General features: G+C 64.7%; 21 protein-coding genes. 10 read left to right on the forward strand and 11 right to left on the reverse strand.

All coding sequences use genetic code 11. The features are described from left to right. The first annotated feature begins 16 nt into the window (after positions 1–16). Positions 17–691, forward strand: coding sequence for a GntR family transcriptional regulator (locus RGQ15_RS20695; RefSeq protein ID WP_311162757.1), 675 nt, complete (start codon positions 17–19; stop codon positions 689–691). A 49-nt stretch (positions 692–740) separates the two neighbouring features. Then, positions 741–1,109: a potassium channel family protein gene (locus RGQ15_RS20700; RefSeq protein ID WP_311162759.1), complete on the forward strand. Its 369-nt coding sequence runs from the start codon at positions 741–743 to the stop codon at positions 1,107–1,109. A gap of 11 nt (positions 1,110–1,120) precedes the next feature. Here RGQ15_RS20700 and RGQ15_RS20705 read toward each other — a convergent pair whose 3' ends face one another. Further along, positions 1,121–2,308, reverse strand: coding sequence for a replication initiation protein (locus RGQ15_RS20705; protein ID WP_311162760.1), 1,188 nt, complete (start codon positions 2,306–2,308; stop codon positions 1,121–1,123). Between the two features lie 519 nt (positions 2,309–2,827). On the opposite strand from RGQ15_RS20705, the gene RGQ15_RS20710 reads away from it, so the two are divergent. Next, positions 2,828–4,225 (forward strand): AAA family ATPase, encoded by a 1,398-nt coding sequence (locus tag RGQ15_RS20710; protein WP_311162761.1) that lies wholly within the window; start codon positions 2,828–2,830, stop codon positions 4,223–4,225. Beyond that, positions 4,218–5,324, forward strand: coding sequence for a ParB N-terminal domain-containing protein (locus tag RGQ15_RS20715; RefSeq protein WP_311162762.1), 1,107 nt, complete (start codon positions 4,218–4,220; stop codon positions 5,322–5,324). Before RGQ15_RS20710 ends, RGQ15_RS20715 begins: the two co-directional genes overlap by 8 nt. A 528-nt stretch (positions 5,325–5,852) precedes the next feature. Here RGQ15_RS20715 and RGQ15_RS20720 read toward each other — a convergent pair. From RGQ15_RS20720 to RGQ15_RS20730, 3 genes are all read right to left on the reverse strand, one after another. Beyond that, complete coding sequence (locus tag RGQ15_RS20720; RefSeq protein ID WP_311162763.1) at positions 5,853–6,113, reverse strand: hypothetical protein; 261 nt, start codon at positions 6,111–6,113, stop codon at positions 5,853–5,855. Positions 6,114–6,256: 143 nt separating this feature from the next. Next, positions 6,257–6,928 carry a hypothetical protein gene (locus RGQ15_RS20725; RefSeq protein WP_311162764.1) on the reverse strand — a complete coding sequence of 224 codons (672 nt, stop codon included), beginning with the start codon at positions 6,926–6,928 and terminating at the stop codon, positions 6,257–6,259. Then, positions 6,925–7,482, reverse strand: a complete 558-nt coding sequence (locus RGQ15_RS20730) for a GTPase Era family protein (RefSeq protein ID WP_311162765.1) — start codon at positions 7,480–7,482, stop codon at positions 6,925–6,927. Before RGQ15_RS20730 ends, RGQ15_RS20725 begins: the two co-directional genes overlap by 4 nt. A 566-nt stretch (positions 7,483–8,048) precedes the next feature. Between RGQ15_RS20730 and RGQ15_RS20735 the strand changes: the two genes are divergently transcribed. The 4 genes from RGQ15_RS20735 (at position 8,049) to arsJ (ending at position 11,509) form a co-directional block, all read left to right on the forward strand. Further along, the gene (locus RGQ15_RS20735; protein WP_311162766.1) at positions 8,049–8,201 is read left to right on the forward strand and encodes a hypothetical protein; all 153 of its coding nucleotides are present in this window, start codon (positions 8,049–8,051) and stop codon (positions 8,199–8,201) included. A 217-nt stretch (positions 8,202–8,418) separates the two neighbouring features. Then, on the forward strand, positions 8,419–9,252 hold the full coding sequence (locus RGQ15_RS20740) for an arsenate reductase/protein-tyrosine-phosphatase family protein (RefSeq protein WP_311162767.1): 834 nt from the start codon (positions 8,419–8,421) through the stop codon (positions 9,250–9,252). Continuing rightward, positions 9,249–10,247, forward strand: coding sequence for an ArsJ-associated glyceraldehyde-3-phosphate dehydrogenase (locus tag RGQ15_RS20745; RefSeq protein ID WP_311162768.1), 999 nt, complete (start codon positions 9,249–9,251; stop codon positions 10,245–10,247). Before RGQ15_RS20740 ends, RGQ15_RS20745 begins: the two co-directional genes overlap by 4 nt. Further along, positions 10,244–11,509, forward strand: a complete 1,266-nt coding sequence (gene arsJ / locus RGQ15_RS20750) for an organoarsenical effux MFS transporter ArsJ (protein WP_311162769.1) — start codon at positions 10,244–10,246, stop codon at positions 11,507–11,509. Before RGQ15_RS20745 ends, arsJ begins: the two co-directional genes overlap by 4 nt. Positions 11,510–11,552: 43 nt before the next feature. Here arsJ and RGQ15_RS20755 read toward each other — a convergent pair whose 3' ends face one another. From RGQ15_RS20755 to RGQ15_RS20765, 3 genes are all read right to left on the reverse strand, one after another. Next, positions 11,553–12,056 (reverse strand): cell wall hydrolase, encoded by a 504-nt coding sequence (locus RGQ15_RS20755; RefSeq protein ID WP_311162770.1) that lies wholly within the window; start codon positions 12,054–12,056, stop codon positions 11,553–11,555. Positions 12,057–12,241: 185 nt separating this feature from the next. Continuing rightward, on the reverse strand, positions 12,242–12,673 hold the full coding sequence (locus RGQ15_RS20760) for a glyoxalase superfamily protein (protein ID WP_311162771.1): 432 nt from the start codon (positions 12,671–12,673) through the stop codon (positions 12,242–12,244). 309 nt (positions 12,674–12,982) lie between these two features. Further along, complete coding sequence (locus tag RGQ15_RS20765; RefSeq protein ID WP_311162772.1) at positions 12,983–13,975, reverse strand: L,D-transpeptidase; 993 nt, start codon at positions 13,973–13,975, stop codon at positions 12,983–12,985. Between the two features lie 586 nt (positions 13,976–14,561). Here RGQ15_RS20765 and RGQ15_RS20770 point away from each other — a divergent pair. Continuing rightward, the gene (locus RGQ15_RS20770; protein WP_311162773.1) at positions 14,562–15,227 is read left to right on the forward strand and encodes a Crp/Fnr family transcriptional regulator; all 666 of its coding nucleotides are present in this window, start codon (positions 14,562–14,564) and stop codon (positions 15,225–15,227) included. Here RGQ15_RS20770 and RGQ15_RS20775 read toward each other — a convergent pair. Then, positions 15,181–16,140, reverse strand: coding sequence for a DMT family transporter (locus RGQ15_RS20775; protein ID WP_311162774.1), 960 nt, complete (start codon positions 16,138–16,140; stop codon positions 15,181–15,183). The two genes, RGQ15_RS20770 and RGQ15_RS20775, sit on opposite strands and share 47 nt — an antisense overlap. A gap of 73 nt (positions 16,141–16,213) precedes the next feature. Next, entirely contained in the window at positions 16,214–17,038 is an 825-nt protein-coding gene (locus tag RGQ15_RS20780) for an AraC family transcriptional regulator (RefSeq protein WP_311162775.1), read from the reverse strand. A gap of 270 nt (positions 17,039–17,308) precedes the next feature. On the opposite strand from RGQ15_RS20780, the gene RGQ15_RS20785 reads away from it, so the two are divergent. Next, positions 17,309–18,412 carry an alpha/beta hydrolase gene (locus RGQ15_RS20785; protein WP_311162776.1) on the forward strand — a complete coding sequence of 368 codons (1,104 nt, stop codon included), beginning with the start codon at positions 17,309–17,311 and terminating at the stop codon, positions 18,410–18,412. 48 nt (positions 18,413–18,460) lie between these two features. On the opposite strand, the gene RGQ15_RS20790 is transcribed toward RGQ15_RS20785, so the two are convergent. After that, the gene (locus tag RGQ15_RS20790; RefSeq protein WP_311162777.1) at positions 18,461–19,366 is read right to left on the reverse strand and encodes a DUF2950 family protein; all 906 of its coding nucleotides are present in this window, start codon (positions 19,364–19,366) and stop codon (positions 18,461–18,463) included. Next, positions 19,363–20,919, reverse strand: coding sequence for a DUF3300 domain-containing protein (locus RGQ15_RS20795; protein ID WP_311162778.1), 1,557 nt, complete (start codon positions 20,917–20,919; stop codon positions 19,363–19,365). Before RGQ15_RS20795 ends, RGQ15_RS20790 begins: the two co-directional genes overlap by 4 nt. Positions 20,920–21,016 lie beyond the last annotated feature (97 nt).

Genomic DNA, 21,016 nt, shown 5'->3' on the forward strand with positions numbered 1-21,016 from the left:
GCTTGGAGACACGGAAATGGATCTATCGAATGAAACGGTGGGCGCGCTGCGCGTCGACAAGGCCACGCTGCACGATCAGGTGGTTGCACGGATTCGCGACCTGATCGTCGAAGGGGCCCTGACGCCCGGCTCGCGGATCGACGAAGCGGCTCTGATCGAACAGCTGGGCGTCTCGCGCACCCCCTTCCGCGAGGCGCTGCGCACATTGGCGGCCGAGGGCCTGGTCGAGATCCGCCCGACCCGTGGCAGCCTCGTGCGCAAGCTCACCCCGGACGAGGTCTTCTCGATGCTCGAGGTTCTGGCCCGGCTGGAACAGCTCGCCGCCGAACTGGCCTGCAAGCGCGCGACCGACGCGCAGATCGACCGGATGATGGCGATCCATGCGCAGATGCTCGACTATTACGAAAAGCGCGAGCGGATGCCCTATTTCAAGCTCAACCAGGAATTCCACCGCGGCATCGTCAGCCTTTCGGACAATCCGGTGCTGGTCGAAATCCACGGCAATCTGCATGCGCGGCTGAAGCGGATTCGCTTCGTCGGCAACCGGGGCCCCGATTTCTGGGCCGACGCGGTCTCCGAGCACGAGGAAATGGCCGATGCGCTCCGCGCGCGGGACGGGGCCAGGCTGGGTGAAATCGCGGCGCGGCACCTTCTGAACACCTGGACCAGGGTCAAGGACGCCGTCACCTGACACCTCGCGCGGCTTGCGTGGCACGCAGCCCGCGGGCAGGATGTGCGGCATGCGGATATTGCTTTCCTACCTGCTGCTCTTCCGGGCGATCATCCAGGCCTGCCGGACCCCACGGGTTCAGGCGCTCGGCCTGATCTGCATGCTGATTGCCCTGCTTCAGGCGCTCGTCTTCAGCCTGATCGAGGGATGGGGCCTCGTGGACGCCTTCTACTTCGCTGTCGTCAGCATGGCGACCGTCGGTTACGGCGATCTTGCGCCGGAAACCCGCCTTGGCAAGCTCCTCGCCATCGGCTTCCTGATGATCGGCATCGGGGTTTTCGTGCTGACCGTCTCGTCGATCGCGCAGGTCATCCTGAAACATCTCGAAGAGGGCGAGGCGCGGAACGACCTGATCCGCCGCCGTTCCGGCCGAAAATGACCCGCGCGCGCTCAGCCCTCGTCCAGCCCGGCAAGCAGGCCGGGCGACATTTCCTCCCAGAAGACGGCGATGCGGGCACTGGCCAGGGGCGACATCCAGCCATGCTTCTCGAAATCCTCGCGCAGCCGCGGGTCTGACAGCTGCGCCAGGAACAGCCGCTTGTCGGCATCGCGCTGCGTCGGCGTGCGCGCCTTGACGACCTCGAGGATGCGTCGCAACCGCTCGGCCCTGCCATTGGGCAGAATCGCTGGCGGGGCCGTCTCCTCGGGCGCGCCGAAATTCCCCTCCAGCGCCGCCGTCAGGTATCCGACCTTGCTTTTGACATTGGCCCGCGTCTCGACATAGTCGAGCTTCTCCTGCACCTGCTCCTCGCCATGGGCCGAAAGCCATTGGCGCGCCAGCCGGTCGCTCACCCCCAGTTCGCGCAGGCGGGCATAGACCGCGCCATGCCGCGCGCCCTCGCCATCATCCATGTCGAGAATGGCAAGCTGCGGGTTTTCCTTGATGCGGAACCGGATATCCGTGACCCCCCTGCCCTGCTTGCGGGTTTCGGGCGTGACGATGATATTGCTCGTGCGGTTCACCTCGTCGACCGCGGGCTTGATGACCTTGGCGTTGAGATGCTTGAAGCTTTCGTAATAGGCCGAGCCCTCGACCCCCATCAGCCGGCGGAACAGGTCGAGCGGCCACCACCCGGTCGATCCGGTGCGGATGAAGCGATAGCAATTCTCGTAAAGCGCCAGCGCATGCCCCGAGGTGAAGCGGCGCTGGATGTTCAGATTGATCAGCGCAAAGACCTTGGGGTCATGCAGCTTTTCCGCCAAGGCCGGGGAATAGGCATATTCGCAGATCCCGCCCTTGAGCTTGGCATAGCTCAGAAGGCTCGACACGCCCCATTCCTGCTGGCCCTTCTCATCGAGCATGTCCCATTCGGCGACCGTCTCGGCCAGGCCGCGCAGGGATTGCTTCAGCGTCTCCATGTCATTGCTGTTATAGCCGATCATCAGGCACAGGGTGCGCGCGTCGATCTGGTGGCGCGAGCGGCTGATCAGCGTGTCATAGGCATTCAGCAGCAGCACGTTCGACAGCTTGCGCTGCAAAAGCGTGAGCTTGCCCGAGACGTGAATCGCCGCGACATGCTTCTTGACCGCACCGCGGCGCAGCGCGCCCGATAGCTGTTCGCGTGGGATATCATCCATCGCACTGCCCTTTTTTATCGTTGGTCCCGATTATGACGCATAGGGTACCTGGCGACAACGGGTTTCCGGGTGCCGATCCCAGCGCCAAAAGGGCCCCGTAAACGGGTTCCTTTGAAGCCTGTGGATAAGAAAGGTACCCGCTTACGGGATGGCAGGATCGCTTTCCGAACCGGTTTTCGGGGAAAATCCGCATTTTCCGCCCCATCCCGCAGCCGGAAACCCCATTTCCCGAGAATCGGTGCCCTCGCCCCCGGATTCAGGCACCCTTCCCCCCGTAACCGGGTGCCGTTGAGCCTGTAAACGGGTCCCGTCCTTCGATCAAGGACTTGATTTAAATAGAATAATCAGGCGCAAAGATTCTAAAGAATCAGAAACAGAATCAAACTTTCGGTTGCCATTTTATTCATGTTTTAGGGGGATTTCGCTGCGAAACCTCAGACGGAGTTTCACTTGTGGAAGTTCATGTGCAATAGTTTCGGGAAAACACACATCCAAGCAGTACATCGCAAAGGGAACGAGATGTCGTCAGGCAAGGACCCCCTCCCCCCATATTTCAACATCGATCCGGCAAGGGCGGCGCAAAGGCTATCAGAGCCTATCGACACGGCCCGATTCGCGAAAGCGGCCGCCTTCGCGGCACGGGGCCGGCAGGACCTGGCCGAGCGTGGCTATGCCCCGGACGGGCGCAAGCGCCTGCGCAGGTTCTCGACCTGGGAAATCTGCCGCTTCCTGATCCCGGTTGCCCCGGCCCATTTCAGGCGGGTGCTTCTCAAGAACCCCGACCTGCCCCAGGGTCAGGGCGAAGGGAATTCGAAATGGTTCAGCCTCGAAGACGTGCTGCGCTTGCGTGATCACTTCGCGGCCGAGGGCGCGGCGGGGCGCGAATATCGCCCCTGGCGTCCCGAAGGCCTGCCGGCCAAGATCCTTGCGGTCGCCAATTTCAAGGGCGGGGTCGGCAAGACCTCGACGGCCGCCCATCTTGCGATGTCGGCGGCGCTGGATGGCTACCGTGTGCTGGTGATCGACCTAGACAGCCAGGGCAGCATGACCTCGATCATGGGCGGGCATGTGCCCGACGAATGGTCGACCGCCTTCCCCCTCATGGCCAAGGATTACGCCGTAGCCCTGCAGGACGAAAACCGCGTGCGCGAGGCGGCGGGCCAGCCTGCCCTGCCCTTCGACGAGACCTTGACCGAAGCGCTGAAGATCTCGGCTCAGGACCTCATCCAGAAGACCCATTGGCCGAATATCGACCTGCTCGGCGCCCAGCTGAATCTCTACTGGGCCGAATTCCAGGTGCCGGTCTGGCGGATGGGATTGCGCAGCTGGCCGCTTTGGGACGCGCTCGGCAATGCGCTCGTGAATGACGGGATCGTCGACAATTACGACATCATCATCCTCGATACCCCGCCTGCGCTGGGGTACCTCACGATCAACGCGCTGGCCGCCGCCGATATTCTGCTGGTGCCGCTCGGGGCCTCTTTCCTGGAGTTCGATTCGACTGGGCGCTTCTTCGACATGCTCTATTCGACCTTCGCCAGCGTCGAGGAAGGCGAGAACGCCGCGCGTCGTCGCGACGGCCTGCCCGAGATGCGCTTCGAATGGGACGCGGTGCGGGCGATCGTGACGCGGTTCGATGCGGCGCAGCAGACCGATCTTGCGAATGTGATCCAGGCCTATTTCGGCGATTTCATGACGACCTATCGCCAGGAACTGACCGCAATGGTGGGACAGGCCGGCGAACAGGTGAACGGCATCTACGAGGCCGATTACCGCGAGTTCAACCGCGAGACCTATGTCCGCGGCCGTGAGACCTTCGACCGGACATGGGCCGAGGTAAAGGAGCTGATCCTCGGGACCTGGTGGCGGGATCAGGAAATGGAACGAGCCGAGCTGAAGGAGCAGGCGAATGGCTAAGCGCAGGAGGCTTGAAACACCGTCCACCGCGGATCTCGACCGGATCGAGGCCCAGTTTCGCAGCGAAACCATCGAGCGTCCCGCCCTCGCGCGCGGCGTGGCTCCCATCGCCCAGATCGCGGCGGACAGCGCGGCTCTTTCCTCGACCGAAAGCACCGAAAGCCGCGCATCGCGTGCGCGATCCGAAGCCGAGGCCGCGCGGCTACACGACGCCGAGGCCAGGGGGCTGCTGATCTCGGAGATCCCGATCGGGCTGATCGACGAGGCGGCGATGATCCGCGACCGCATGATCCTTGACGAGGAAGAGATGCTGGAGCTGAGGCTTTCGATTGCGGCGCATGGCCTGCGGCTGCCGATCGAGGTCTATGAGACGGCCGATCACAGCGCCCAGGGCCCGCGCTACGGGCTGATTTCCGGCTATCGTCGGCTGACGGCCGTCCGTGCGCTGCATGATCTGAGCCAGTCCGAAAGGCATGCAACCATCCGCGCCCTCATTCGACCCAGGACCGAAGCCGATGAGGCCTTTGTCGCCATGGTCGAGGAAAACGAGGTGCGCGAGGAGCTGAGCCATTTCGAACGTGGCCGGATTGCCGTCATCGCCGCCACGCAGGGGGCCTTTGCGAATACCGAGGATGCCGTCAACAAGCTTTTCGCCACCGGGTCCAAGGCGAAGCGCTCGAAGGTGCGTTCCTTTGCCCTGATCTTCGAGGAACTGGGCGATATGCTGCGATTTCCGGAAGCCCTGACCGAAAGGCGGGGGTTGCGGATTGCGGCGGCCCTTCGTGCCGGCTCTGAGGCAAGGCTGCGCCAGGCGCTTTCGTCGCGCCTTCCGGGGGACGCGGAAGAGGAATGGGCGATCATCGAACCCGTTCTGGAAGCCGCCGAAGAGACGCCGCGCGAGCCGCGCCGGGGCGGGCGTCCGCGCAGTGCTGCGCCGCGCTCGAGCTGGAGCGATGATCTGACCCGGACTAACAGCGGCATCACGATCCGGCAGGGCAGGGAAGGCAAGGCCTATGTCCTGCGCCTGGAAGGAGAGCTTCTTAATGACGAGTTGATCGATAGCCTGGTGGCCGAGATCCGGGCGCTGCTCGGGCGCTGACCAGTTTCGCGGCGAAACCAAGCTGCGAAACCGGGACCCCCTTCCTGAAGGGGAGGGCCGAGACCATCCTTGCTCAAGGCTGGTTCTTTGGAAGGCGAGAGACGGGGCAGGGCGGTCCGTGAAATGATGCCCGGATGGCAAGGCGCGGGCAGAGCCGAGCGCGCCTGGCGGCCGATGAGTTCGGGACCTTTTTCCGCCTCGGGTTCCGGGGCCGAGGGCACGGAGGCTTCGCCCGCATGCTCGCTGGAGCCGGGCCCTGAATCAGAAGAAAGACCGGCCGAAGGCCGGGGCAGGACCTGGCGGGCGAGCCGCGGGAGAGCAGATCTGGGCAGGATGCAGGGGTACCCCGGAGCTTCAGGGCGAATCGGTGATGGGTTCCGGAGGAAAAGGAAAAGGCGAGAGTCGGGACCTCCAGAAAACCGCAATAAGTGATTTTTATGCGGATTGAATGTTGGTTCTTTCAAGGGGTCGGTGATGTCCGGAGAGTGGTGATCTTGCTAACTGGGGCAGATTTCCGGGCAATGAGGCTCAGGCGGTCGTGCCTTCGACCATCTTGGGGAGTGGCTGTAGCGGTTCATAGGTCCCGTTGATGCCGAGGCGATCCCCCAAGTAGGAGAAGAAGGAGATGCCGAGCTTTTGGCAGGTCTTCATCAACCCGAGCATGATGTCGCTTGCTAAGCGGCCACCGGCGCTCATCGTGCCGCCCGCGATCCGGCGCTTGGTGACACAGGCGCGCAGGTCGTTTTCGGAGGCATTGGTGTGGAGCGGGATCTCGGGGCGCTCGAGCAACCTTCAGCAATTCGCTTTTTCGCCTGTGCAGGCGGGCCAGCAACTGACCCAACTCGTTCTAACGGCTGCGTTGCCCGAAGATGTCGTCGAAAGGTTGAACGAGGACGGTCCATCCACCGCGGACGGATATTGCCTCCAAAGCTTCAGATCGCGGTCGAGGCACAGATCTCGTCCCGTATCGCCTCCAGCTTGCGCGTCTGCTCAGGTGTTTTCGGCATCAGCTTCTGCAGCAGCCGCTCGGCATGCACCCAACACAGGGCATGATTGGGAATTCGGAACTGACCGGCATCGTCGGACACGACCACCGTGTTGCCCATCAGCCCGTGATCGCGAACGGCACCCCAGATCGCGGCCTCGCTGACCTCGCGCACCAGGCTGGGGTCGAAAACATCCTGGCGCAGCCTCACCAGGTGATCATACCACGCCATCTGCGAACAGAATGAGGTCTCGGGGTGGCCAGCAAGCCGGGCGATGACGTCCGGCGCAACCTTGCGCTGGCGCATATAGTCGAGTGCCGCATCGTTGACGATGTAATCTTCGTGGCCTGCCCGCAAAAGCGACAGGAAGTTCAGCCGTGACTTCGAGCGGCCCGTGCGGAACACGCTGAACCGCTCGCCGCCGATCTGCGTGGTGATCCCGTCGCGATGGGCATGGCTGGCGCTGATGTAGGGCGCCGGGGCCAGGCCTGTTCGAAGGATGGCCTGATCCTCCGCCACGAAACTCTCGAGACCCGTGGTCAGGATGCTTGCCAACTGGCGGTTGGAGATCTCCTTCCCGATCCCGTTCAGGATCGAGGTCAGCCGATCCGTTGTCACCTGGCGCCTTCGGCATGCAGCGCGAGGCAGAACCGGCGCAGGCTGGCGCCAGAACCGCCCAGCAACCCGGCTGGCAAGGGCGCGATGATCGTGTTGCCCTTTGGTGTCAGCCAGCATTCGCGCCGATAGCGGATAAGCTCGGCCGAAATTGCCAGATCACGAACCAGGATGGTTTCGTATCCCTTGAAGCGCGAAACCGAGGGCGCAGCTACTGACAGAACCTCCTCGTGGGTGACGCGGTCCTTGTCGCGCTTCGGACCGCGGCGCCGCCGTTGACCTCCGGGCTTGCGCACCTCCTGTTCCGTGATCTTGTCCATGCCAGAGGGTTTGAACGGCGGTCGCGGCGGCAGGTTCTTCAGCCGCGCGATCTCGCCGCGCAGATCGTGGTTCTCGGCCTGCAGACTAATGCGGACAATTTCTGACTTTTCGAGCTCGTCCCGCAACTCGGCCAGCTGAGCCTCGAGGACGCCAAGCCGCTGCGACAGATCAACGACGAGCCGAAGCAAGTCATCGGCGCTCGGCGCCTCAAGGGCATCATCCGACGGCTGGCTCATACGATTTTGAATCAGACTGTTGTCAGCAGCGAAATACCTTCGCCCGGAAATTTGCTCCAGTTACTCAATTTCCATCAAATCGGGAAAATTCGACTGACTTCGCGCTTTGGCCCTGCGAACAGCACCGCGTTTGGCGGATGCGTTCACGCTTCGATAACATCCGTCGTGCGAAATCTGCAGCGGGGCAGAAGCCCGTTCCGCAGGCCCTGCCTTGCATCTGGCTGTGCCAGGCAGGATCTGCGCCTTGATCCCCGAAGGCCGCGTCGATCGGGCGATCCGGTTCGGACAGGTATTTTGGCCATGCGGCGGTAAGCTTGGACCAATGGCGCATCGATGGCTTGTTCGATCAGATCATCGTCCAACTTGCGATGGCCATGGACCCTGCCGCTTGCGGCACCCGGGCCTTTTGCAACGGCGCGGTCGGGCGCCTGTCTTCCGGGCCCTCTTGTTCACCAGCCCCAGCTGGGCTCCGCTCGTCTGCCCGACCTGCAACCCAATCTCATGGCCGCGCGACGACGGTGGGGCAGGCGCGGGGGCCGGCGCCGTAACCCGGATGAAGATGGACGATGCCCGATAGAAAGATTGCCGAAAGCGGGCAATCGCCCCCGGCAAACGGCCCCCCGGGCAGCGACGGTCAGGTTCCGGTCTTGGCGACCGGTGAGGTTGTGGAAGTATCGGCCAGAGAGCCCTGCAAGACCGTCGTCGAATTCCTGCCGTGATCCGTCTGCATGGGCGGATCAGATGAATGCAAGGGAAGCGCGAAAGCCCCCGGCGGCGCGGGGTGAAAAGGCAGACGGCCCGGTTCCGATCGAACCCAAGCCGAACGGGCAAGGCGGGCGGGGGCAGGGGGGACCGCCGGCGGGTCGGGACGGTGACGCAGAACTGTCATGGAAACTTCACTTGGTTTTCGGCCTGTATTTCATTAATCCATGAATTATGGAAAAAGAGATACCCGATCAACTTGCCACGCTGGGCCATCCGCAACGGCTTGCCGTCTTTCGCCTGCTCATGCGCCGCTATCCCGATCGCGTCCCGGCGGGCGAGCTTGCGGCTTCGCTTGGCGTGAAGGCCAGCACCATGTCGACCTATCTTGCCGCGCTTCAACGCGTGGGACTGGTCGCGCAGGAAAGGGCAGGGACCTCGCTTCTCTATTCCATCCAGATGGCCGAGGTGCAGCAGATGTTCGGATATCTGTTCACCGATTGCTGCCGTGGCCGACCGGCACTTTGCCTTCCTTCCAGCACGGGAACCGCTGACATGACCGATCGCAAGTATAACGTCCTTTTCATCTGCACCGGCAATTCGGCGCGTTCGATCTTTGCCGAATCCATCCTGCGCAAGGTCGCGGGGGACCGGTTCAACGCCTTTTCCGCGGGCACGCGGCCCTATTCGGAACTGAACCCCTTTGCCCTGCAGGTCCTTCAGGACAAGGGGCATGACATTTCGAAGCTGCGCGCCAAGAACGTGTCGGAATTCACCGGGCCTGACGCGCCGCATCTGGATTTCGTCTTCACCGTCTGCAACCACGCCGCGAACGAGGAATGCCCGGCCTGGGAAGGTCAGCCGATCAGCGGCCATTGGGGCATGCCCGACCCGGTCAAGGCCGAGGGGACCAAGGCCGAGATGAGCCTAGCCTTCCAGCAGGCCTATGGCGCGCTCAAGAACCGCATCGAGGCATTTTCCGCGCTGCCCGTCGGAAGCCTTGACCGCATCGCCCTGCAATCCGCCGTCGACGAGATCGCGACTCATTTCCCCGAGGAAACCGCATGACCACCTATGCGCTGAATGGCCTTGGCCGGATCGGCAAGCTTGCGCTGAAGCCGCTTCTGGAGAGCAGAGCCGAGATTGCCTGGATCAACGATGCCGTGGGCGATCCCGAGATGCATGCGCATCTGCTGGAATTCGACACCGTGCATGGCCGCTGGGATGCGGAATTCGGCCATGACGCGTCAGGCATCAGCATCGCCGGAACCCGGCTGCCCTTCATTGGCACCAGCGACCTTGCGGCGCTGCCGCTGGAGGGTGTCGATGTGGTCATCGACTGCACGGGTGTCTTCAAGTCCGAGGCGAAGCTTGCGCCCTATTTCGCGGCCGGGGTGAAGAAGGTCGTGGTCTCGGCCCCGGTCAAGGACGGGCCGACCGCGAACATCGTCTATGGCGTCAACCAGGACAGCTATGACGCGGAACGCGACCGGATCATCACGGCGGCGTCCTGCACGACGAACTGCCTCGCCCCGGTGGTGAAGGTGATCCACGAGAGCCTGGGGATCAGGCACGGATCGATCACCACGATCCATGATGTCACGAATACCCAGACCATCGTCGACCGCCCCGCCAAGGACCTGCGCCGGGCGCGCTCGGCGCTGAATTCGCTGATCCCGACCACCACGGGTTCGGCCACCGCGATCACGCTGATCTATCCCGAGCTCAAGGGTCGCCTGAACGGTCATGCCGTGCGGGTGCCGCTGCTGAATGCCTCGCTGACCGATTGCGTCTTCGAGGTCGCGCGCGAAACCACGGCGGAAGAGGTGAACGCGCTTTTCAAGGCCGCCGCCGAAGGCCCGCTGCTGGGCATCCTTGGCTACGAGGAGCGGCCGCTGGTTTCGGCCGATTATACCAACGACCCGCGCTCTTCGATCGTCGATGCCCCATCGACCATGGTGGTGAACGGGACGCAGGTGAAGGTCTATGCCTGGTATGACAACGAATTCGGCTATGCCCATCGGCTGGTCGATGTCGCGCTGATGGTCGGGGCTTCGCTGTGAGCACGCGTCCCGAGGGCCTGTCGGCCTATGCCGCCGTCACTGCCGCCTATTGGGCCTTCATGCTGACCGATGGCGCGCTGCGGATGCTGGTGCTGCTGCATTTCCACCGGCTGGGCTTTTCGCCGGTGCAGCTGGCCTACCTGTTCATCCTCTACGAGATCGCGGGGATGGTGACGAACCTTGCCGCGGGCTGGATCGCCGCGCGCTTCGGGCTGACCTCGACGCTTTATGCGGGGCTGGGGCTGCAGGTCGCGGCCCTGCTGGCGCTGACCCAGCTTGACCCGGGCTGGGCGGTTGGCGCTTCGGTCGCCTTCGTGATGTGCGTGCAGGGGGCAAGCGGCGTGGCCAAGGACCTGGCCAAGATGTCGTCGAAATCGGCCGTCAAGCTTCTGGCCCCGGCCGAGGGCGGGGGACTGTTCCGCTGGGTCGCCGTGCTGACCGGGTCGAAGAATGCGGTGAAGGGCCTGGGCTTCCTTCTGGGCGCGGCATTGCTGGCGGTGCTGGGCTTTACCTGGTCGGTGCTGGTCATGGCCCTGGTCTTGTCCGTGATCCTGGTCGCGGTGGCGCTGTTCATGCCCGCCGGCCTGCCAAGGGGACGCAAGGGCGCGAAGTTTTCCGAGGTCTTTTCGAAATCGGCCAATGTGAACTGGCTTTCGGCGGCGCGGGTCTTCCTGTTCGGGGCGCGCGATGTCTGGTTCGTGGTGGGCATCCCGATCTATTTCTATGCCGTTCTGTCGGACGGGACCGAGGCGGGCAACCGCGCGGCCTTCTTCATGATCGGCAGCTTCATGGCGGTCTGGGTGATCCTTTACGGCATCGTCCAGGCCAATGCCCCGAAGATCCTTCGGGCGGCGAGCCGCCCCGAGGCAGAACTGATCCGGGCCGCGCGGGGCTGGGCGGGCGCGCTGTTCGTGGTTCCCGCCGCGCTGACGGTGGCGACGCTGCTGTCGCCCGGCCCGCAGCCCTGGCTGACCGCAACGCTGGTCGCGGGGCTTTTGGTCTTTGGCGCGATCTTCGCGGTGAACTCGTCGCTGCATTCCTATCTGATCCTCGCCTTCACGAAGACCGAGCGGGTCACGATGGATGTGGGCTTCTATTACATGGCCAATGCGGCGGGGCGGTTGATCGGCACGCTGCTGTCGGGCCTGACCTATCAGGTCGGAGGGTTGCCCCTGGTCCTGGGGACGGCCGCAATCATGGTTGCGCTGTCGGCGCTGATCTCGGGCCGGCTGAGCGACGAGGCGGTCGGCACGGCGGCCTGAGGCCATCGCGGCGGCGCTGGCGGGGCGGGGCGCGCCCGCGCGCCTACCGGCCGGTCAGGTTTTCGATCGGTCGCGGCGGAACGGGCTGGGTGACGAGGTAATTCTTGCGCCGTTCGTAAAAGGCGTTGCCGCCAGCCACGAGAACGTAATGCATGTTGTCATAGCCGAAGCGGTGGCTCGCGGCATGGAAGAACATCGCATCACCGATCATCGGGTGGCGTTCGCCGCGCAGGACGGCCCGCGCCGAGTCCCGGACGAGGGGCATGGATTTCTTGTCCATCTTGCGTCGCATGATCCCGGGGGCGAACTGTCCCTTTTGCGCCACGACCGCGCAGACCGAATTCGGATAGCGGCTGGATTCGACGCGGTTCATCACCACGCTGCCGACCGCGATCATGCCGTCCCGGCTGGATCGGTTGGATTCGAAATACATGGCGCGCTCCATGCATTCGAGTGCCGAGTGGCGGCCCGGCATGCCGCAACCCGCCATGACCAGGACAGCCGAGAGGCCGGCCGCGATCCGCAGCTTCGATATCGTCGATTTCATGTCCTGCCCCTGCCCGCGCCGTTCCGGCCTTGGTGGTTATGGGCATCAGGTTAGCAAGCGGCGGGGCTTCGCTTCAACCGTGCATTGCGGGCCGGGCCATTCGACCAAGCGCCGAGGCGCCCGGTTCAGCGGGGGGATGCGGGGCGCGGCGGATTTCGGCCTGCCGCGCCTTCGCTGTTCGCGTTTCAGGATGGCGCCTTCTCGACGGTGAGATGGGGCTTTCCGTCCGAAGTCTTGCGCTGCGAACGGCCGGTTTCGTCGATCGTGCCCCGGATCTGGTGGCGCAGGTTCGAGAAGCTCTCGAACCGGACTGTGTCGACGGGCCGATCCAGCCGGATCTCGACCTGGCGGTGTCCGGTCGGGCCGGAAAGCGCAATGATGCGCCCGCTATAGTCCTGCCCGAGATAGCAACCCCTGACCCGGTCGCCCAAGCTGAGTTCGGGCGGGGCGTTGCGCTGGCCAAGCCGGGCGTGAAGGGTGTTCCAGTCCCGCGCGCCATGCTGGCGGGCAACAAGCTCAAGCGCCTGGGCATGGCTGATCGGCCTGCCTTGGGCCTGTAGTGCCGCGCGCAGGGCCCTGGCCTGCGCCTTGGCGCCTTCGACGGAAAGCTGGCTCATCTTGGGCCCCCCTGCACGAGCCTTGCGGCCGATGGGCGAAATGGGGCGGACCACCTGCCGAAAGCGGCCGGGAATGGTGTTTTCAGGTCGTCAAAAGCGTGCCGTTCGGACATCGATCACTCCTCTGGCGAGGCATTTCATGAGGGATGGGAGCCTGCATTGCCCACCTGCGAAATGCTTCGAGGGTGAGATGTCGTCAAATTCCGGGCTTCACCGTGACCATGGTCCGCAGGCGGCAGGTGCCCGGCACCTTGGCCGATTTCATAGGCGCAAGGGAGCCCGGGGTCAATCCGGCCCGGACGGGGCCGATCAGGAGGTGAGGATGACGAAATCGCCGCCCGAATCCGGGGCGGGCCGGTTCGGCAGATCGCTGAGCACGAGCGTGAGGCCCGGATGCAGCGACGAATGCAATTGCGCGCGGAAAGCGTCGGGGATGCGCAGGCGTTCGAGAACCGAAACCTCGGGCGCAGCGGGCCGGGTCGGGTCGGGGTGATGGGTCACGCCGACCCAGCCCACGCCATTCCCTGTCGTCTCGAGCATCAGGACATGTTCACCCAGCGGGCCTTCCCCGACGAGGCTGAAATCCGAACTGGCAGTTTCCCGGCCATTGCGGAACAGGCGGACCCGCCGGTCCGCCGTCGAGGCCAGCACGGTGGCCACGGGATGGGCCTCGGCCTCGCGCCAGTCGGAAGGGCGCTGCTTGCCGGTGAGGCCAGAGATCACCTTTTCGAGCATGCTTTCCGAACCGTCGCTCAGCAACCGGCCGGGATGGGTCAGGTGCCAGGAATCCGAATGGCTGCCCGCAATGATGACCGGCGTTCCGACATGGGTCACGCCGTAGAGCTTTTTCGAGAATGCCATCGGCAGCCGGACGCAGCCATGCGAGGCGGGATAGCCAGGCAGGTTTCCCGCATGCAGTGCAATGCCGTCCCAGGTCAGCCGGTTCATGTTCGGCATCGGCGCGTCGTTATAGGTCGATGACCTGTGATCCCTGTCCTTTTGCAGGATCGTGAAGACCCCGGTCGGGGTTTCATGGCCCTTCTTGCCGGTCGAACAGGTGGATACCCCGATCCGGATGCCGTTGCGATAGACATGGACGCGCTGCTCGGGCAGGGACACGATCACGGCCACGCCTCCCTGGGGAGCGTTTTCGGGGTGCCAGGTGAATTCCCCCGGCTTCAGGTTGTCGGCGTCGATGACCACCTGTCCGACGGCTGCGCCCGCCACGATCCCGAGCCCCGCGCCCAGACCCGTCGCCATGCCGGCCAGCATCTTCCGCCGATTGATCGAAATCCGTTCCATGCTCTGCCCCCGTTCGTTTCCGGTGCCGGTCTGGGCCGCTTCCGGACATTGAATTTCCCGTTTCCCCACGCGCGCCGGCGGCGGCGCGGGGCTAAGGCCCCCGACGGGTTGTCAAACCCCATCGGGTCTTCGTCACCGCCAGAGCCTAGCAGCAGAGTTTCAACCCGCCTAGCGACAAGGGCCGCAGGACGCGTGCTGGGGCCTGAACGGGGGGCCTGAAGGGGCCGAATGTGACAGACCGGTCGCCCCGGCATGGCGGGTCAGGTCGATGCCACGGGCAGGGACCTGCCTTTTGGGACAGGTTCGGCGAATTCCGCCGCCGAACGTCAGCTAGCCGACACTTCCTTCCCGTCCTCTTGGCTAGAAGGGGGGCATGTTTCCGGATGCGAAAGGATCGGCCGGAAACAGTAACGAGTGGCCGATTTTTACTTGTCCTTTCGTAGAGCGGGGCGGCTTGTATCGCCCCGCTCTCCATTGCAATCTTTGCCTTCGATCGCTTCGTTCCCCAAGATTCGAGCCGCTTGTGCAAAATCTCCGTCTTCGTGCCGACCCGTTGCCGCTTGCCTTGATGGGGGATGCCTGAGCGATGGATGACCAACCCGGCGGCGCGCATCTGCTGAGCATGGAATTGTTGCAGGGATTGACCGAGGCGCAGAAGCGCGCCTTTCTGTCAGACTGCCATAGCCGCACCTATTCCGAGCCGCGGGACATCCTTCTGCAGGGCCAGCCGACCGATCTTTTCTACCTGGTCGAACGTGGTCAGGTGGAAGTTGTCTACCTGGACGGGTCGGGCAATTCGATCATCGTCCATATCGCGGGGCCGGGCGAGATCCTGGGCGAGATCGAGGCGCTTTCAGGCAAGACCTGCGCCGCGTCCTGCCGGGCCTTGCCGAATGCGCGGCTGCTGGCTTGCAACGTCTCGATCCTGCAAAACCATGTTCCGGCCCAGCAACTGGTCGTCAACCTGGCCGGGCTGCTGCATGACCGGCTGGTCCGGGACAATCGGGTGCGATCGGTCGACAACTTCCTGACGGCGGATCAGCGCATCGATCATTATGTCCACCAGTTCACCAGCGAGGGGCAGCCGGAACTGTTCATCAGCCAGGTCTATCTGGCTTCGCTGGCGGGCTGCACGCGGCAGACGGTGAACCGGCGGCTGCGCTGGCTGCAGGACTGCGGCATCGTCGCGATCAGCCGCGGCAGGATCAGGGTGCTTCGGCGCGATGCGCTGGGGGCTGCGAGCCCCGACTGAGCGTCGTCTGGGCAGGGCCGCGCGGCACTTGCCGTTCCGCGAGGAGGCCAAGGAAGGTGCCGCCAAGGATCAGCCCCGTCCCTGCGATGGTCGCGGGGCTGGCCGTTTCGGCGAGCAGGGCCCGCGCCAGGAGGACGCCGAAAAGCGGCTCGGTTCCCATCAGGAACGACACGCGCGTGGGGCTGGTATGACGGATCGCGGCATTCTGGACGTAGAACGCGGCGATCGTGCAGAAAAGCGACAGGAAGCCCACCGCCGCCCAGAACGGCAAACCGGCCCCGACGATCAATTCCCCGCCACCGCTCTCGCCACTATAGCCGGTCAGGACGAGCGCGAGGGTCAGCGTCCCAACCGTTCCCGCCTGCACCGCCGTCAGGGCGGCGGAGCCAATTGCGCGATCGGCCATCAGGCGCTTCGTCGCGACCACCATGACGGCGCGCAGGCCCGCAGCGACCAGGATCAGGAAATCACCCATCCCGAGGCGGTCGAGCCCGCCTGCGACAAGGCCCACGCCCGCAATCGCGATCCCGGCGCCCAGCAAGATGCCCGCGGGCGGCAAGCGTCGCCGCAGCCCGAATTCAATGAGCGGTGTGAGCAGCGTGCAGAGCGAGATGATCAGTGCGGCATTGGTCGCCGAAGTCATCGCCACGCCCCAGGTTTCGGCCAGGAAGATCGCGCAGAGGATCGCGCCAAGGACGGCGCCGGCTGCCAGGTCGCGCGGCGCGGCCGCAAGGATCTCGCGTCGGGCGATCGCCGACATGGCAAGCGCCGTCACGACAAAGCGGTAGAAGATCAGGACAAGGACCGGCGCATGTGCCAGCGCGCCCTTGGCGATCGGGTAGCTTGCCCCCCAGACCACCGCCACGCCAAGCACGGCCAGATCCGCCCAAAGAACCCTGCCACGTTCCGTCATTCCCGTTCTCCTGCTGCGTCGGGAACAGGGTTAGGGCGGGCCCGGCCTTGCGGGATAGAACGAAATTGCGGCTTCAGCCGCGCGCGTAGATGGCGGGCGACACGCCCATGATGGCCGCGAAGTGGCGCCCCATATGGCTTTGATCGGCAAAGCCCGTCGCCGCGGCGACATGCGCGACCCGCGCGCCCTGGCGCAGCATGCACTTGGCCCGCTCGATCCGGCGCAGGATATGCCAGGCATGGGGTGGCATGCCGGTGAGGCGGTGAAAGGCTGCGATGGTTTGCCGCCTGCCCAGACCCGCCACCGCGCAGAGATCTGCGAGCGACACGTTCTCGTCGTGGCAGGCATCGAGATAGTCGAGCGCTTGGGCGATCCGCGCGCGGGGCGCCGGCCGGTCATCGGGCAGGGCGAGGGCACCGAGTTCGCCCAGCATCATGCCCAGAAGCGCGTCGAGCGCGGTGTCGCGCAGCAGGGCAGGGCCATCGCCATGCACCTGCGCATGCAGTGCCGCGAACCTGCGCCCGAGCTCGGGCCGGGCATGGAATGCCGCGCCGAAATCAAGGGTGCCGCAACCTGGCTTTCCGGTGATATCCGCAATCAACTCGCGCATCTCCGGCTCGGCGATATAGATCATGCGCTGGTGCCAGCCATCCTCCGATCCGGCCCCGCCATGATGCACGTCGCCCGGACGCATGGTGACCAGGGACCCGGCCGGGACGCGATGCGCCTCGCCGCGGCACCAGACCTCGTGGATGCCGGCGTCGATCACCCCGAAAAGATATTCGTCATGGGCATGGGGCTTGAAGCGCTGGCGCATGTAGCGAGCCGAAAGCGTTTCCACGCCCGGCAGAGCCGGGTGCCTGCGAAACGTGACATGCCTGCCTTCGTCGTTCTTCATCCCGTCCGATCCGTGTTCCGATCGGACGGGATGATGGCCCGAGGGCCGGGTCTTGTCCATCGCGCCCGGCTGGAGCGGCCCTTTGCCCGAACTTGCCCCTTGCGGTCCTGCCGACCCTTGGGCCGGGCAGGTTGTTGCACAATCCCGCCGCAGCCCGGACAGTTGCTTTCTGCCCGCAAACGCCCGGCTTGCGGGAAAGGGGTGCGATGCGCATGCTTCGCCCGACCGATTTGGATGGCCGAGGCCCAGATGCACAGGACATGCCGTACATTGCCTTCCCTTCTTCAGTTCGCCCTGCTCGCCTGCGCGTTGATGCTTGCCGCCTGCAGCCGTCCGCCCGAGATCGTGGGCGTCGTAGGCCCACGGGCCGGTTCTGTTTCGCCAGCGGGGATCAGCCGCCACAAGATGTTCATCACGACGACGCGGCAGGCAACCGAGGTGGTCGGGGCGTTCTATTCGGCCGAACGTTCGCCGGAACTGGGGCTTGCCTCGGTGGTGGCGACCGTGCCGCCGACGCATCAGCTCGGCAACCTGGAGCGTCCGCAGAACCTGCCGCCCGATCCGGCAACCGAATTCACCATTGTCGAACCGGTCATCTATCGCACGGATGAGGCCTTTCGCCGCGAGATCAACCGCGAATTGGCCAAGCGCCCGGCGGGGCAGCGCAAGCTTCTGCTTTTCGTCCATGGCTACAACAACACGACAAGCGACGCGATCCTGCGGCTTTCCCAGTTCATCGAGGATACGGACTATCAGGGGGTGCCGGTGCTTCTGACCTGGGCTTCTGCTGCCAGTCCGGTCCGTTATGTCTACGATCTGAACAGCGTGCTGATCGCGCGCGACAAGCTGCAGGAAGCAGCCACGCTGCTGAGCAGAACGAATGCGGAAAGCGTCGACATCTTCGCGCATTCGATGGGCACCCTGCTGACGATGGAGGGACTGGTCGATGCGCAGAAGCGGGGAATGCTCGGCCGCCGCAGCGCGATCAAGACCATCGTCCTGGCATCCCCGGATATAGATATCGACCTGTTCCGCACCCAGATCGCGCAATTGCCGCCGCAGATCCGGGGCAGGCTCTTTCTGCTGGTGTCGCGCGATGACCGGGCGCTGCTTGCCTCGCGCCGGATCGCAGGCAATATCCCGCGCGTCGGGGCGGCCAATGCCGAGGAGCTGGCCGGGTTCGGGGTCACGGTGATCGACCTGTCGCAGATCGACGATTCGACGTCGGGCAGCCATTCGAAGTTCGCAGGTTCGCCCGAGGTCGTGCAATTGATCGGGCGCGGCCTCAACCGGCCGGGCGGCTTCCCGCCGCAAACGGGGTTCGGGCTGGACCAGTTGCTGGGCGATGTGCCGATCCTGATCTCGGGCAACTGATCCCGAAGGCCGAGGGCCGCCCGGCCCGGGCGGCCGCAGCCGGGGCGGCTAGTCGACCGGGACCCATTCTTCGGTCGGGTCGAAAAGCTCGATCCCCGCGGCCTTTTCCAGCGTGTCCTCGCCCAGATCCGCCTGATAGACGGTGCCTTCCTCGCCGACCATGAAGCTCATGATGCCGCTGTCGCCATATTCGGCGGGATAGGCCACGAGAGCGTGGCCCGCGATCATGTTGCCGCCGATCATGTAGCTGTAGGCGCCACCCGGAGCCGCGGGCCCCTGACCCTGCAGGATGCGGAAATAGTAGCCTTCATAGGGTTCGGGCGGGCGATCCTCGCCGGCGTCGCTGAAGCCGGTGAAATTGGCCCGCGCAAGGCTTTCGTCAAAGGGCGCGGGCGGCGTTTCGGGATCATCGAGCCAGTAGAGCCCGTCATGCTGACCCGGAGACGACAGGATCGAGGCCGCGAATTCCATCACGCCATCGCCGTCCTGGTCGGTGCTGCGATACCTGGCCTGGACCTCGGGCGCGCGCCGCATGATCTCGATGACCTCAAGCTCATGCCGCCCGATGCGGCGCGCGAGCACCTCTTCACGCGCGTCCTCGGCATCGAAGCTCCAGCCCTGATCGGTCTTGGCAAGCTGGGCGGGGAAGGGCCACATCTCGCGGCCGGCGAGCAGGGTCAGGCGGTTTTCGCCGGCTTCGACGAGGCGGTGGATGACGTGCATGTCGTCAAGCAACTTGCCCCAGAGCTCGCGGTCCTCATCCGCATTTCCGGTCGAGACCAGGTCTTCGGTTTCCGGGCCGAATATCGCCATCACGGCGGCCTTGTCCTTGGCCTCGAGCGCCGAGACCAGCGCCGCGACCGCGGCGTCGGGCGTGTCGAAATATTGCGGCTCGGCCCGGGCGGGCAGGGCGGCGGCAAGCATCAAGGCCAAGGCAGGCATGAGCGGTTTCATCTTCTTCCTCCCCGACCGCCATGGCGGCCGCCTTTCGCACCGAGGCTGGCGCGGCCACGATGGCTTGCCGCCGACGGGCGCGGACCCGATTGGCGCTGGAACGCGCTGTTCGAGCGTTTTGGCGCCGTCGCGCGCTTGGGCAACTTATGCGCCGCGGGGCGCGAGACATGCGGCTTGGCGGCGGCGCGCTGCGCTGCGGGCCTGACTGCGGGTTTGGCCCGGTTCTGGCCCGGCTTGGCCTGACGGACCGGCTGCTTGCGGTTGGCGGCGGCCTGGCCGAGCTTTTTCTTGGTCGCCTGAAGGTTCGCAGGCTTGGCGCCGGATGCCTTGCGCGCCTCGATCTTCTTCTTGGCGGCCGCGCGGTTGGCGGGATCGGCAAGGGGGCGGTTGTTCGGACGGTTGGCGGTGCGCTCGGAGATGTTGCGGCGAACCTGGTCACGGTCGATCGGGGGGCGGTTGTTCGCGCCGATGCTGACCCGGTTGCCGATGCGGTCGCGATCTATGTTGATGTTGTCGCGGTCGATGTTGATGTCGCCCCGCTCGAAGTTGCGATCGCCGCGGTTGATCGTGATGTCGCCGCGGTTCCAGTCGATATGATCATCATCGTGCCAGCCATGCCAATCGTCGTCATCGTCGAAGATTTCGTCAAGAATGACCGCCCTGCCCAGAAGGATGCCGCCCGTGACCAGGAGGTCGTTCCAATGGGTGCCGTCGTCATAGCCGTAATTGTAGCCATAGTGATAGTTGGGCGCCCCGGCGACCGGGGTCTTGTAGACCACCTGGCTGTCATAGGTCGGGACATAGACCACGCCGGGCTCGGCCGGGGCGATGCGGATCTTGTTCTCGACCGTCTCGACTTTCTGGGCGGGCGTGTCGACGAGATAGCCGTTCTTCTGTGCCTCGCCCCGCAGCCGCTGGATCGAGGCGAGCACATCGTCGGTCTGACCCACCACGGCTTCGCCCGCCTGTTCGGTCCAGTCGATATTGTCGCTCATCCGCGTGACGAGATCGGGGAAGGCCGCAGCCAGTTCACGCACGCTGTCATCCCAGGGTTCGGCCGCCGCCTTGTCGGAACGCTCCTTGTCGGTATCCCCGGATGTGTCCTCGACGAAATGGCTGGCCTTCACCACGTCAAGCGGGAAGGTCGTGGCGACAAGGACCGGCGTCAGCAGTTCATCGGGGAAAAGCGCGACCGGCCCGAAAAGCGTATCGAGTTCATCAGTCGTAAGATCGCCCTCGGCCTCGATCGCGGCGCGCATCTCGGCCGAGCTGGCTGCCGGCAGGCCGGTGCAGGGGATGTTCAGCGTCATGCCGATCGCGAGATCGCGCGGATCGGCGCCCAGCGTGTCGCGGTTCGCCTCGACGATCAGCGGGTATTGATCGGCATCGCCATAGGCCCGGCGCGCGAGCCCGCTCAGCGTGTCGCCGCTGACGACCACATGGGGCGAGCCGCAGGGCAGCGCATCCTGCGCGAACACCGGTGCCGAGACTGCGGCCATGACGAGGCCGCCGGAAATGCAGCCGCCGAGGCCGCGCAAGCCCTGAGGAATCATGCGCAACCCCCCAATCATTCGTCGGGACATCTGGCCTCCTCCATGTTCCGCGCGGGCAAATGCCGGGAGCGCGGAAATTCATGCTAACCCCGGAGGG

The organism is Paracoccus sp. MBLB3053, from assembly GCF_031822435.1.
Lineage (GTDB): Bacteria > Pseudomonadota > Alphaproteobacteria > Rhodobacterales > Rhodobacteraceae > Paracoccus > Paracoccus aurantius.